Below are 14,156 nucleotides of genomic sequence, written 5' to 3' on the forward strand. Positions count from 1 at the left end.
ATAATCGGCACTAAGCCTAGGGAAACCTTAACTCAATGTTACTATAGACACGCAAACCACTTGCCATTGCTGTCGAGAATACACTGCCGCATCGAACACGGGTTAATGCGGTAAAACAGGAACGGTATCGCCTAATGACACAAGGAGCAAATCATGCCTTCAGCCATCACTTCGTGGCTACAATCACTGAACATTAATTTAGAACAACTGCTGCCGATTGCTGAAGCACTTGGGCTTATCGCGCTTATTTCTATCGTTATCCATTTAGTGTTGCACCGAGGGGTGAGCCTATGGCTACAGCGGCGCACAACGAACGCACAAGTTTTACAAAACATTCTGTTTAGCAAAAAGCTTTTCAGCCGCTTTGCCTTGTTAATTCAAGGGATTGTCATTTCAATCCAAACTCAGTTATGGCTTAGCCACGCCAGTGCGACTTACGAACTGCTACATACATTGACCTTACTGTGGATTATCCTGTTTGGCCTGTTAAGCAGTTACGCTCTGCTCAATGTGGTGGAAACGCTACTTTATCGCAGCGCAACCAGCCGTAACATTCCGCTCAAAGGCATTATTCAAAGCATCAAAATCATCGCATTTGTTATCGCGGCACTGTTTGCAACGTCGATTTTAATTGGCAAATCACCAGTGCTACTGCTGAGCGGTTTAGGTGCGATGACGGCGGTCATCATGCTGGTATTTAAAGACCCGATTTTAGGATTAGTGGCGGGGATTCAGCTTTCAGCGAACCAAATGCTAAGCGTCGGTGACTGGCTAGAAATGCCCAAATATGGCGCAGACGGTAACGTCATCGACATTAGCCTGACCACAGTCAAAGTGCAAAACTGGGATAAAACCATCACCACTATTCCGACTTATGCCTTGATCTCTGATTCGTTTAAAAACTGGAAAGGGATGCAAGAATCAGGCGGCCGACGCATTAAACGCAGCGTATTAATTGATGCCAATAGCATTCACTTTCTGACGCCAGAAGAGCAAAGCTACCTACGCAAAGCACAACTTTTAGAGCCCTACTTGGCCGAAAAAGAACAAGAGCTCAACGCCTATAATCAGATGAGCCAACTCGATTTAGCCTGCCGCATCAATGGCCGCCGCTTAACCAACATTGGCAGTTTTCGTGCCTATCTAGAACGTTACTTGCGTAACCATCCCCAAATTCACCAAGGCATGACATTAATGGTGCGCCAACTGGCCCCCACGCACGATGGCGTCGCGCTGGAGATCTATTGTTTCACCAATACGGTCGTGTGGGTCGAGTATGAAGGTATTCAGTCCGATATTTTTGACCACATTTACTCCGTACTGCCCGACTTCGGCCTACGCGTTTCTCAAGCGCCAACTGGCAGTGACTTTCAAGCACTCGCAAGGTAAACATGACATTGCCTGAGTTTCCTCCCCCTAATGGGGGAGGTTTAATCGTAAAGTGATCGAGAAGGGTTACAGTTTAAAGCGGTTAATTTCTTGCTGAAGCTCTTTAGATAAGCTAGAAAGCAATTCAGCTTGTTGGGAAGCTTCTTGCGCTTCTTTTGCCAGTTCATCCGACACATCACGTATACCTTGGGTATTACGCGTAATTTCCTCAGTGACCGACGCCTGTTCTTCTGCGGCGGTTGCAATTTGGGTTGCCATATCACTGATCGTACCGACCGCTTCACCAATTTTCACTAAGCTTTGCGCGGCCACGTTGGCATCTTCCACGCTACTTTCGGAAAGCTTGCTACTCTCAGTCATGATGTTCACGGCCTGAGTCGTGGTTTTCTGCAAGGTTTCAATTGTCTGTTGAATTTCTTGTGTCGAACTGTGCGTTCGTTGGCTGAGTACCCGAACTTCATCCGCTACCACCGCGAATCCACGCCCTTGCTCACCCGCCCTTGCCGCTTCAATCGCCGCATTCAGTGCCAGTAAGTTGGTTTGCTCAGCAATGCCCTGAATCGCTGACAAGATCGTATTGATGTTTTGTGCATGCTGGTTCAAGTTCTCAATGACTTCTTTGGCTACCGTCATCTCTTTCGACAACTCACTGATCGACTGTTGAGTATTTTTCACCTGCTCAACACCGTGGTTAGAAATTTTCACCGTATCCAAAGACGTGGCCGCGGTATTATCTGCATTGCCTGCAATCTCTTGCGTTGCGGCAGCCATTTCGTTAATCGCAGTGGCCACCATGTTGATTTCATCTTGTTGCACCATAATGCGTCGGGTACGCTCATGGGCTTGCGCTGCGGTGTTTTCTGCTTGCAGTGTTAACCCTTGCGACACTTCATGGAAGCGCTTGATCATGCCGTGCATATTACCGACGAACTGATTAAAGTTATTCGCCAGTGCGCCTACTTCATCTTGATAACGTGGTTCAATGCGCTGCGTAAGGTCAGCATCACCGTCTGCAATTTCCGCTAATGCTTGGGAGACTCGGCCCAAGTCACGCAGTAAGAAGCCAACCAATGCCGAAAACACGATCACGACCAAAATTGTAATGGCGACTGATATCGAGGTTAACTGCATAAAGAGCGCGCCAATATTGGTGTACTCCACCTCTTTATCGAGCTCAATGCCGAGCACCCAGTCAGTCTCAGGAACGGCGGTAAAGAATAATAATTTTTCGACATCACCAACCATCACGGTTTGTATTTTATTCTCTGCCATTGAGCGGTCGATGACTTGCTGCGTTAGGTTAGGGCTATAAGAAGCCAGCGGTTTGAGAATCAAATCTTTATTACGGTGTGCAACAATTAACCCTGTATCACGGTTGATCAACATAGCGTTTGATTTTGCCCCTGCATCAATCGCAATGACATCCTTCACCAATTGATCAATTAACACATCAGCACCAATAACGCCCCAAAACTGTCCGTCTTTCTTAATCGGTTCAGCGAGCGTTACCATCAAAGCGCCCGTGATCGCATCAGCATAGGCGGCAGTTAATATCGTGCCGGAGCTATTTTTCGCTTCTTGATACCATCCTCTTGTCCGAGGATCATAGCTTGCATTGTCTGCACCTCGAGACGGAATAGAACGGTGCATGGTGCCTTGCTCAGTGCCGAAATAGAGTAAATCAAACTGTGCGCCTTGCTGAGCTTGCTGTAAAAAAGGCAGTGAATCTTCCTTCATCGTGTGAGGGATCACCGCGCTAATAACTTTGCTACGAACATCCAGCCATTGGGTAATCGAACTCGTTGCCGATTTCGAGATACCATACACCCTTTCCTTAATGCCACTCTCCGTTTCATCTTTCAATAAATTTGCCGACAGTAACGTCAACACCACCGCCATCACAATAACAACAAGCAAACTTGTCATTATCAACTTACCTTTTAACGATAGATTCACAACTCACCCCCGTTGGTGAAATAGATTAGGTTTTGTTTGTAAGAATCGCCCACTACACATGTTCACTTTGCACTCATACTGCGTCGTAATTAACCGACAAAAAGTCCAAGCCACAGTCTAAGCCACAAAGCGTTATCGTTTAGTTGCTAATGGATACAAATCTTTTACACCTATTAAAAGTAAGTTACTGCTATTAACAATGCAATTAACACGGCAAAACATTGCGCTCAATCTATCACCTCATAACCTAAACTGCGCAACGTAGCAGCAAAAGCTTGCTTTGTGGTGGGCTCTCCATGAATCAAATGAATTTGCTTAGGCTTAGTCGCAATGCCCTCAATAAAGCGCAACAAATCGGCTTGGTCGGCATGGGCAGAATAACCCGACATACTGTGAACCTGTGCATTCACAAGCGCTTCATCGCCATCTATCATCACCGAGTGATCGCCTTGCGCAATTGCTCGGCCCAGAGTGCCTTGTGCTTGGAAGCCCGCAAAGATCACATCGGTTCTTTTATCAGGCAACAGCGCTTTTAAATAGGCCATCACTCGGCCACCTTCACACATGCCAGACGCTGCCACCACAATCGCCGCTTCCCCTGTTGAGGCTAAACGGTTGACCAATGCTTGATGGCTTCGATAATCTTGAACGGTAATACACTGTTCAAACGCAAGCGGATGCCTTTGCGCATCCAAACGCTTTTTCGCCTCTTTTCCCCACAATTTTTTAAACTTTCGGTAAGATTTCGTCACCTGTTGCGCCATGGGTGAATCTAAAATAATCGGAATATTGCCATCAATTTCACCGCTGAAGATCAATTGTTCAATATCAAACAGCAGCTCTTGTGTTCGGCCCACACTGAATGCTGGAATTAAAATGGTGCCACCGTCTTGCAAAGAACGGTTGATGATGTCCTTTAAGCGCTGCGCCCGCAGCTGCACATTGTCGTGGGTTTTGTTCGCGTAGGTTGATTCAATCAGCAGATAATCGGCGCGAGGCGGAGAGACTGGGTCTGGCAATAACGGTGTGTTGCTGGGGCCTAAATCCCCTGAAAACAGGACAATTTCATTATTTGGCAGTTTCACTTCAATAAACGCTGATCCTAAAATATGGCCCGCTGGCGTAAAGCGAAAATAAGTATTGTCTAAATCACGAGAAATACGCTGCCATACGCCATAATTCACCGGCTTTATTTGTTTATTGAGCCTTTCTAATATTCTTGTACGCTGTGCTTGCCCTAAACCAAGTTGAAGCTTTAAACCATCTTCTAACATTAACGGGAGTAATTCCGCGGTAGCGGGTGTGCAATAAATAGGCTGATGAAAACCCGCCGCTAATAACCAAGGTATACGGCCGATGTGATCAATATGCGAGTGGGTTAACAACAACGCCTGCAGATGAGTTAATGGAAAATCAATCGCCATTGGTCGGCTATCACGCCCTTGAAATAAGCCGCAATCAACCAAAATCCCTTTCTTCCCAAGCCTCAGCTCATGACAAGAGCCCGTGACGGTCTCTTTTCCACCGTGGTGGATGATCTGCATGTTCAATCCTTTCATTTTTTATGGAGTCATTGAATCGATAGTGCGCGCTATTTATTCATCACAACATATAGTCTGTTAAAAAATTCGTCGCAGCTGGCAAAGTTTCATTCTAACCGATGTATAGCTCACTAATATTTTTGCCCTAAAACGCAAAAGGGTTCATCACATGGTGATGAACCCTTTTATACCGTATCTGGTTTCGCTAATACGTTGCTAAGCACTCTTTGGACACTTCTCCTGGATTATTTCTCTTCCACACCAAGTCACAAATACCATCACTGGGGGTAAAACCTGTCGGTGCTTCAAGCAGCAGCTCACGAATACGCTCATGATCAAAGTTATGGCAAGCAATATCGAGCTCTTCCAAAAGATGCATGTATTGAGGTAACGGTAAGTTTACTTCTGTCGCGGTCATGATTCGTTCATGCGCCGTATGCTCAACATTGTCACCTATCAGAAGCTCTTCATACAGCTTCTCTCCAGGGCGTAGCCCGGTATAACTTATCTCAATGTCACCGTATGGGTTAGATTCGTCTTTCACTTCCAACCCAGAAAGCTGAATAAGATTTTTGGCAAGATCTGAAATACGCACAGATTCCCCCATATCGAGAACGAACACATCACCACCTTTGCCCATCGCTCCTGCTTGAATAACCAACTGCGCAGCTTCTGGAATGGTCATAAAATAACGCGTTATTTCAGGGTCAGTAACCGTTAAAGGGCCGCCTGTTGCTATCTGTTTTTTAAACAGTGGTACCACGGAACCAGAAGAACCCAACACATTACCAAAACGCACCATACAAAAACGGGTGCCTTTAGGCTTCTCATTTTCTTGCTCTGCCAAGGCTTGTAAACCTAATTCAGCCATGCGCTTAGTCGTACCCATTACATTAGTCGGCCTAACTGCTTTGTCTGTAGAGATAAGCACAAAAGACTCAACTTGAGCTTCTACTGCAGCTTTTGCGGTGTAGTAAGTACCAAACACATTGTTTCTTACCCCTTCAACGACATTGAACTCAACCAAAGGTACATGCTTATAGGCGGCGGCATGATAAATGGTTTGAATGCTAAAGCTTTTCATCACCATTGATAAACGATTAATACGCTGAACAGAACCAAGCAGAGGTACGATTTCAATATTTAGTTTTTTGCGGACAATAAGTTGACTAAGCTCTCGATCAATTTGGTATAGCGCAAATTCAGACAACTCAAAAAGAATCAACTTTTTCGGCTGGCTGAGAATAATTTGTCGACACAATTCTGAGCCAATCGAGCCCCCAGCCCCGGTGACCATAACAACTTTATCTTTAATGTTTGCTTCCATTAAAGAGCGCTGTGGTATAACCGGATCTCGCCCAAGTAAGTCCTCAATCGCAACGTCTTTTAGCTCATCAATACTCGCCTTACCTTCAACAATATCTTTCATATCTGGTACGGTAAGTACTTCCGCTGAAAGGTGAACCAAAGACACCAATATTTTCTTTCTTCGAGCACGCGAAGCACTTGGCACTGCGAGTAGTATCTGCTTTACATTATGTTTAGCAATGAGTCTTTCTGCCTTAGCAACATCACATACACAAAGCCCCATAATGACGGTATTTTCAAGGGTTTTATCTTCATCAATAAACCCGACTACCTTATGCGTTTCTGAATTTTTTAACGCTAGTGCAAGCTGCCTTCCCGCTGAGCCCGCACCATAAATAAGCACGGCTGTATTTCCTTTACCATTAAGTTGAGCAACGAGCACACGAACGATAAGCCGCGATCCTCCACAAAAGAGGCAAAGAAAGGTTCCATAAATAATGGGTAAAGAACGCGGAATAGGCGCACTAAAATAAAATGCAAGAACGGCAACAGAAGCCGCTGAAATCACCGTGCCAATACTGACCACCGCTAACGCATGAAAAGTAAGGTAACGCAATACCGCACGGTAGAGCCCAAGCCGTGTGAAAGAAAGGATGGTGATGATAGCAACACAACCCAGAAGATAAGGGACCGTTGGTGATTTGATCAGAACAATATCACCAATTCTTACCCAATAAGCGGCATAAAAAGAGAAGACGATAAAGAAAAGGTCAATAATGACGCTGATAATGCGCTTATTAACCCGCGATAAGTTCCAGATAAAGTTCAGCCTAGCCATGTAACGCCTTTATAAATTTCATTTAGTATTCATTATCAGAGAGTGGCCTCAGTTAAAACTCTCCGAATCATGGCACAACTTTTTTTCATTTCTTGCTCAGTCAAAGTAGGATGAACGAGGAACATTAAACTGGATTCGCCAAGTAGCAGAGCATTAGGTAGACGCTCTGCAGGGCGCCATGACGTGTTGTCAAAGGCTTTTTCGAGGTAAATTTCCGAACAGCTGCCTTGATATGCAGGCACACCCGAGGCGTTGATTTCTTCCACGATACGATCACGGTTCCACCCCTCCTTCAATCGCTCAGGATTAATGAACATGTAATGTTTGTATTCAGCATGCTCAATGTAGTCTGGTACTTGAACACACCGTACAACAACTAAATCAGATACAGCTTGGTCAAGCTTCTTACCATTACATTGACGCTTTGCTGTCCACTCAGCCATACGCCGGAGCTGAATTCTGCCCAATACTCCTTGGATCTCAGTCATACGCCAGTTAGTACCAAAGCTTTCATGTAACCAGCGAAAGCCCGGCGGGTGCTGACGATTGTATACAGCATCATAGCTTTTACCATGATCTTTGTAGGACCACATCAGCGACCAAAGCGCATGGTCATTTGTCGTCACCATGCCGCCTTCACCACCAGTAGTCATAATTTTATCTTGGCAGAAGGACCAAGCACCAATATGCCCAATGGTGCCGACACTGCGGCCTTTGTATCTCGCACCATGTGCTTGGGCGCAATCTTCAATCACATAAAAACCACGCTCAGCGGCGAGCGCCATGATCGCATCCATTTCCGCAGGCATACCAGCTAAATGAACCACAATTACTGCTTTGGTTTTTTCAGTGACTACGTCCGCAATGGTTTCAGCAGTAATATTTTGGCTGTTGAGATCAACATCAGCAAACACAGGATTGGCACCAGCAGTGACAATCGCAGAAGCAGAGGCCAAAAAAGTGCGCGAGGTCGTGATCACTTCATCACCCACACCAACACCCAACGCTTTTAAGGCTACATCAAGCGCTAAGGTACCGTTACCCAAGGCAATAGCGTATTCACAACCTGCCCATGTCGCGAATTCATTTTCAAACTCACGGCACTCGTTACCCGTCCAATAATTGACTTTGTTAGAAAGCAGCACGTTACTTACTGCATCAGCCTCTTCTTGAGTGAAACTCGGCCAAGGAGAAAAAGGGGTATTTAACACAGTTATAATTCCTTAGGGCAAATAGGTTTTGCAGGGACACCTACCACCATCTGATTCGCTAATACATCGTTTATCACTGTTGCTCCTGCTGCAACAACAGCGTTTGAACCAATTTTGATTAATTGCCTAATCTGACAACCAATTCCCAGCCAACTAGCTTGTGCGACTTCTACACCGCCGGCAAGGTGTACACCAGGGCTCAGATGTACTCCATCCTCAATGACACAATCGTGATCTACCGTAGCGGCAGTATTAATAATGCATGCCTGCCCAATACGGCTAAACGGGTTAATCACCGCACCAGCCATCACTACCGTACCATTTTCCACATTGGCATATCGACTAACTATGGCTGAGGGATGAACCAAAGGTAGACAGCTAGCTCCTGACGCAACTAGTTGATTGTACTTCTCTAAGCGAGTTGCGTTATTGCCTATAGCAACAACAACATTAGCATAATTCTGCGCTTGCTTGAGTAAGGTTTCACTGTTGCCTGACACCTGCCAAAGCTCTACTCGTCCTAGACTTGGCCAGCGGTCATCATAAAAATGGATATCAGAATAGCCATTGAGCTCAGCCATTTCAGCAATCACCTTGCCATGCCCGCTGGCACCGAGAATTGCACAAGAACCTAACGAGTTTTTACTCACAGGCTTAACGTTCATTACCTGTTCCTTGTTGATCTTTCCCTGTAAATGGGGCAATGGTGACATGACCATCCGCCGAAATACCTTCTTTAACAAACACCTTTTTTACAGTTAACAGCAGAATTCTTAAATCTAGCCAAAAAGAGTGATTATCAACATACCAAACGTCGAGTTTGAATTTTTCTTCCCAACTTATGGCGTTGCGACCATTAATTTGCGCCCACCCGGTCACCCCCGGACGGACTTCATGCCGACGAGCTTGCTCTTTGCTATACAGAGGTAAATATTGCATTAGCAATGGACGAGGGCCAACCAAGCTCATCTCACCTTTAATCACATTCCAAAGTTCTGGCAATTCATCTAGGCTTGAATTACGCAACTTGTCACCGAAAGGAGTCATGCGTTCAGAGTCCGGCAATGGGTTACCATTAGCATCCACAGCATCTTTCATGGTACGAAACTTGATCATTTCAAAAGGCTGACCATTTAAACCCGGCCTGATTTGGCGAAAAAGCACTGGGGAGCCAAGGTTTGAACGTATTTTCCAAGCAACGAGCACAGTGATTGGGGATAAAACAATGAGCACCACGAGTGAAATCAGGAAATCAAATATCCTTTTCATTATCTACCTATAAAATTCAGAACTATACTTAAAAATCATGAACATTCTCGTAAATAAAGGCTTCCCAATACCTTCAAAAGGCACTCTGGATCCATCACCCTTTTATGTTTAATAATCGCTTTCAATGTCGTTTCACTTCAGACTTAGTACTAAGGGTAATCTGGGATGGCGTCAACATGCATAAATGGGTGCTGGTTACTCATTGTTTAACCTCCAATTTGTCTATGGAGATATTAGAAAACACTGAAAATGATCATCGGTTAATTGTTTGTTGTGTGATAACGCTATCCAACAGAGCAACCAATCTATGGAATTCACCCTTTAAACATAGGCATGTTGATGATTTTTCTCTGAAAGTATGTACATCTAAAGTCAAGGATGTTCATGCGGTTACCTTGTCAGAAGGCACTTAGTTAAACAACACTTTTATCAATTGATTAGCCAGTTGCCCATACTCATACTGCTTAAGTGCAGCTTTACGGCCATTTTCCCCCATAGCCAGCCTTTCCTCTGCTGGCATCTGATAAAGGCTTAAGACAGCATCAGCCAGTTGCTCTGGAGCTTGGGCCGGGATTTGTAGCCCCGCCTTAGAGTCTTCGATTGGCTTATACTCACCAGACTCAATACCGTAAACAATCGGCTTACCTGAATAAAGGTAATCAAATAGTTTGTTAGGTGAGACACCAAATCGGAATAATGGGTCTTTTGTAAGCCCGATGTAACAAGCATCAAACTCGCTCAAAATAGACTGAATTTCAACTTTTGGAATGGGGTCAATAAAGAATATATTACGCAATTGTTTCTCTGCAACCAAAGACTGGAGAGCGGCTTTCTCTTTTCCCGCACCCACTAACACGAAGGCAATCTCAGTATATTCCTGCAACCGCTCAGCAGCTTCAATTAGCGTTTGCAACGCGTTAGCCACGCCCAGCGTACCTGTATAGCCAATGATAAATTTATTTTTTGGAAGCTGAGCGGCAGCAGTATGATTGAGTGGGATTTTTTGATTCACTTCATCTAAAGAGAACCCATTAGGCACCCAACTGAATTTATCACGCGCCATACCACGGCCAGCCATATGTTCAACAGAGTTTTTAAGATTAGATACAACCGCATCAGAGTCACGATAGGCTTTATCTTCCACCCACTGCATCAAACGAATAAAAGGATGCTTAGGTGAATAACCACCAATTTCAGTCAAGGTCAACGGCCAGATATCACGTACCTCAAAAACCAAACGGGCTTTGAATTTTTTAGCCAGTCGTTGAGCGCCTAAAAAAGCAATAAGTGAGGGAGAAGAAGATAAAACAGCATCCGGCTTATCAGCAATTTTTCGTGCCAATTTTTGAATCTGCCAAGGGAATAAAAACCAATTCAAAGCACGTTGCTTGCTGTGTGCTTCTGTATAATCAGGCATATTAACCCACACAAAATAGAAACCTTCTTCCAGCGTTTCTATTTTAAATGGCTGATTTAAAACTGGCTTTTCACGTAACAGATGGTGTGAAGCAGAAGCAATCAAATATACCTTATACCCCAGCTTTACTAGTTCACGCCCTAAGTAGTAATGGCGCCCTCCAATCCCCGTTGCCGGGGTAGACGCGTACTGTTGTACAATCCAAACTGTTTTACTCATATACTAGCCTTCAGGATAACATCCACAATCTGCTGTGCAGCTTTCCCGCCACCATACAGATTGTGTGTATCTTGGATTTTACGTCCAAGATTACGAGTAGCGGCTTCAATAATCTTTGTAATGTCAGCACCAACTAACTCATTAGCTCCCGCTTTTATCAGCTCTACCCATTCGGTTTGGTCACGCATCGTGACACAGGCCTTACCAAAGAAAAACGCTTCTTTCTGCACACCGCCGCTATCTGTCAGTACCAACTGGCAGTGATCTAGTAGCCAGACCATCTCAAAATAACCGACGGGATCAGTCAAATGAACGTTCAACTCAAGACCTTGTTCGGCGATCAGTTTGCGCGTCCGTGGGTGCAAAGGGAGTACAACAGGAGCCAAAGTCTGATGAAGTTGATTCAGTGCATTCACAATATTCGCCAAGCGCTCGGGGCTATCTGTGTTTTCAGCACGATGTAATGTAGCCAAAATAAACTCATCTGGCAGCTCACCTGCTGGTGCAACCGCTTTTTGGGCAAATAAGAGCGCCGCATCCTGCATTACGTCGCCAACTTGCAATACCCGTACCTGCTTGTTTGCAAAGCCTTCGTTATTCAGATTTTGCACTGCCGTATCCGTTGGGCAAAAGAGTAAATCACTCACTTGATCGGTGAGGATACGATTAATCTCTTCCGGCATTTGCATATTAAAGCTGCGCAAGCCTGCTTCAATGTGAGCAACAGGTATATGCAGTTTTGCTGCCGCAAGCGCGCCAGCAAGTGTTGAGTTGGTATCTCCATACACCAAGACACGATCTGGCTTATGGGTTAGCAAGGCCTGTTCAATTTCTTTCAGCATACGCCCGGTCATGTCACCGTGGCTACCACCGTGAATATCTAACTGAATATGCGGCCGTGGAATATTCAGTTGGTTGAAAAAAATATCCGACATATTGGCATCAAAATGCTGGCCCGTATGCAGCATAATCTCTTCAATACCGTCGACTTGCTGAATAGCGCGCGATACAACGCTAGCTTTAATAAACTGTGGACGTGCGCCTATGATGGTAAAAATTCTTTGCATCTTTGTCACTTATATGGATTTATAGAAATTAAGTAGTTTTTGCTCTTCGATACCCCAGTTGTACTTTTCCTGCACCGCTTTCTGGCCATTACGTCCCATTTGTTCAGCCTCAACAGGATGAGTAACCAGGTAGTCAATCGCTTCTGCTATCGTTTGAGGAGCCAGTGGATCAACACACAAGCCACACTGATTACCCTCAATAATTTGTTTCCAAAGGAGAAAATTAGAACCGATGACAGGAACACCAGCACTCATGTATTCAAACATTTTGTTGGGTTGCGCATCGATGTGGTTAGGTGAAGGTAAAAAAGTAACCAAACCACCGACACAACGAGACAGTATATCACGAACATCTTCCCTCCCAACAAAACCTAGTGCATCTACACGTTGCCAACCTTTATCAGCATGGGCGGCTGCTTCAACAACATGCTCATTAAATTTACCTGCTAGCTGTAAACGCGCATCTGAGTGCAACATACCCATAGCTTGAACAACTTGAGATATACCTCGAATCTGTCCAATACCACCAACATACCCAACCTGTGCTTTTTTCTGTGACCAATCGACCTCATCAGTTGAGAGCTCGCCTAATAGTGGATAGTTGTTGATATCCACAGAACGCACCCCTATCGCAATAAACTTATCACGAATGTAAGGGGTCGCTGCAATAACGGCATCCAACTGACGACAGGCCCAATGCTCATAAATGGCAAAGGTTTTAGACAGCAACCACTTGGCTGGCTTATTTAGATAGGGTTTACCCAACAACTGCTTGGGTACATCTTCATGGGCATCAAAAATCACCACCTTGCCGTGCTTTTTGAGTTTCAAACCAATGGGGATTAATTCAGGATCATGCAGATGGTAGATATCTGCATCCAAGTCCAAAGCTTTAGTCAACACACGACCAGGTGCATTACGAATGCGATCCAAACGCCCTTTAGATGCGCCTACATCGTAGATAGACACATTGTTTTTAGTTTCATCACCCTTACCGTCTGCTACGACCAGTGATACCGAGTACCCATTTTTAGCAAGGGTTGTACATTCCTTTAGGAAAATACGGGTGTCATAGCGAGTGTGTACTGAAGACAAGTGAGCAATTTTATTCATCTCTGTGCCTTATTCTTAAGGCGAAAACACACCTTTCCTAAAAGCGCAAAAACACGCATAAGAAAACTGTTGAGCCCCTTTTCCCAGACTTCTATAACATGTTGAATATCTGGGTTGTTGACTCGCTTATTGAGCCACTTGAGTTGTGTAATTTGAAGATTATGATAAGAGGGTGTGCAAAAATTTAAGCCCTTAGCCTTAACACTATCCTCATAAAGAGACCAACCTGCATAACACCAAATACTGATATTTTGACAAAGTGAGTTTACAAGCTTGTCAAATAAATCTTGATGAACGTTACTGCCCGTAACATCAATATATTCACCGAGGCCTATCAATGCATAAAGAAAGCCATTAAGAACATGAGTTGGTTTAAGTGAAGGATACTCCTCAAGGAAAATAGAACCATCAGGTAGTACAGACTGTACGCCACTCTCAGTGATAGGCAAAAACAATGGTGTAAGTGATTTTTCTGCCTGGAGTAAGTACTTGTCCTCACCCGTCAATTTGTAAGCTCTGATAAGAACACTTGCTGCTTCACCTTGAGCCATGCAGGAGATCCAGGGTGATTTAAGCTGCCCCCAATCAAAGTTATATTCATAGCGTGCATTATCCAGATCAAGAAACCAGTTAGCACACTTCATAAAAATTTCTTTATCATTATCAAAGGCCTTATCAATGTATCGGTTGAAATGGGCTAATCCATAGGCTGCTATTCGTGTCGGATTATATTGCACACCAACCGACTGATAAAACCTGTAGGGTATTCCATTATCATCTAAAAGATTATAATAAAACCTATTGTTTTCTAATGTGAAATTCAAGCAT

At 44.5% G+C, this 14,156-nt stretch carries 11 protein-coding genes; 1 reads left to right on the forward strand and 10 read right to left on the reverse strand.

All coding sequences use genetic code 11. The features are described 5' to 3' along the window. Nucleotides 1-153: 153 nt before the first annotated feature. A complete protein-coding gene (locus AACT18_RS04655; RefSeq protein ID WP_017045418.1) occupies nt 154-1,389 on the forward strand; it encodes a mechanosensitive ion channel family protein in 1,236 nt (411 codons plus the stop codon). A 66-nt stretch (nt 1,390-1,455) separates the two neighbouring features. Here the strand turns inward: AACT18_RS04655 and AACT18_RS04660 are convergent, their stop codons facing one another. The 10 genes from AACT18_RS04660 to AACT18_RS04705 form a co-directional block, all read right to left on the reverse strand. Next, a complete protein-coding gene (locus AACT18_RS04660; RefSeq protein ID WP_017045419.1) occupies nt 1,456-3,345 on the reverse strand; it encodes a methyl-accepting chemotaxis protein in 1,890 nt (629 codons plus the stop codon). 227 nt (nt 3,346-3,572) lie between these two features. Further along, complete coding sequence (locus tag AACT18_RS04665; RefSeq protein ID WP_094125107.1) at nt 3,573-4,889, reverse strand: MBL fold metallo-hydrolase RNA specificity domain-containing protein; 1,317 nt, start codon at nt 4,887-4,889, stop codon at nt 3,573-3,575. Between the two features lie 202 nt (nt 4,890-5,091). Then, nucleotides 5,092-7,032: a polysaccharide biosynthesis protein gene (locus AACT18_RS04670; RefSeq protein WP_094125108.1), complete on the reverse strand. Its 1,941-nt coding sequence runs from the start codon at nt 7,030-7,032 to the stop codon at nt 5,092-5,094. Between the two features lie 35 nt (nt 7,033-7,067). Continuing rightward, nucleotides 7,068-8,243, reverse strand: coding sequence for a DegT/DnrJ/EryC1/StrS family aminotransferase (locus tag AACT18_RS04675; protein WP_094125109.1), 1,176 nt, complete (start codon nt 8,241-8,243; stop codon nt 7,068-7,070). Between the two features lie 2 nt (nt 8,244-8,245). After that, nucleotides 8,246-8,908, reverse strand: coding sequence for an acetyltransferase (locus AACT18_RS04680; protein ID WP_094125110.1), 663 nt, complete (start codon nt 8,906-8,908; stop codon nt 8,246-8,248). Beyond that, complete coding sequence (locus AACT18_RS04685; protein ID WP_094125111.1) at nt 8,898-9,512, reverse strand: sugar transferase; 615 nt, start codon at nt 9,510-9,512, stop codon at nt 8,898-8,900. Before AACT18_RS04685 ends, AACT18_RS04680 begins: the two co-directional genes overlap by 11 nt. 409 nt (nt 9,513-9,921) lie before the next feature. Beyond that, nucleotides 9,922-11,148: a glycosyltransferase family 4 protein gene (locus AACT18_RS04690; protein WP_094125112.1), complete on the reverse strand. Its 1,227-nt coding sequence runs from the start codon at nt 11,146-11,148 to the stop codon at nt 9,922-9,924. Continuing rightward, nucleotides 11,145-12,215 (reverse strand): non-hydrolyzing UDP-N-acetylglucosamine 2-epimerase, encoded by a 1,071-nt coding sequence (gene wecB, locus AACT18_RS04695; protein WP_010317083.1) that lies wholly within the window; start codon nt 12,213-12,215, stop codon nt 11,145-11,147. Before wecB ends, AACT18_RS04690 begins: the two co-directional genes overlap by 4 nt. Nucleotides 12,216-12,224: 9 nt before the next feature. Then, nucleotides 12,225-13,328, reverse strand: a complete 1,104-nt coding sequence (locus tag AACT18_RS04700; RefSeq protein ID WP_094125113.1) for a glycosyltransferase family 4 protein — start codon at nt 13,326-13,328, stop codon at nt 12,225-12,227. Further along, nucleotides 13,325-14,156, reverse strand: an 832-nt coding sequence (locus AACT18_RS04705) for a D-glucuronyl C5-epimerase family protein (RefSeq protein ID WP_094146615.1), incomplete at its 5' end; no start/stop codon positions are given. The genes AACT18_RS04705 and AACT18_RS04700, both read right to left, overlap by 4 nt.

Origin of the sequence: Vibrio sp. V04_P4A5T148, from assembly GCF_963875605.1 — a bacterium.
In the GTDB taxonomy this organism is placed as follows: Bacteria; Pseudomonadota; Gammaproteobacteria; order Enterobacterales; family Vibrionaceae; genus Vibrio; species Vibrio anguillarum.

Excerpts from the sequence above, each read along its gene's own strand:
- AACT18_RS04655 (WP_017045418.1), top strand. The coding sequence starts at position 154 with ATGCCTTCAGCCATCACTTCGTGGCTACAATCACTGAACATTAATTTA.
- AACT18_RS04665 (WP_094125107.1), bottom strand. The coding sequence starts at position 4,889 with ATGCAGATCATCCACCACGGTGGAAAAGAGACCGTCACGGGCTCTTGT.
- AACT18_RS04670 (WP_094125108.1), bottom strand. The coding sequence starts at position 7,032 with ATGGCTAGGCTGAACTTTATCTGGAACTTATCGCGGGTTAATAAGCGC.
- AACT18_RS04680 (WP_094125110.1), bottom strand. The coding sequence starts at position 8,908 with ATGAACGTTAAGCCTGTGAGTAAAAACTCGTTAGGTTCTTGTGCAATT.
- AACT18_RS04685 (WP_094125111.1), bottom strand. The coding sequence starts at position 9,512 with ATGAAAAGGATATTTGATTTCCTGATTTCACTCGTGGTGCTCATTGTT.
- AACT18_RS04690 (WP_094125112.1), bottom strand. The coding sequence starts at position 11,148 with ATGAGTAAAACAGTTTGGATTGTACAACAGTACGCGTCTACCCCGGCA.
- wecB (WP_010317083.1), bottom strand. The coding sequence starts at position 12,215 with ATGCAAAGAATTTTTACCATCATAGGCGCACGTCCACAGTTTATTAAA.
- AACT18_RS04700 (WP_094125113.1), bottom strand. The coding sequence starts at position 13,328 with ATGAATAAAATTGCTCACTTGTCTTCAGTACACACTCGCTATGACACC.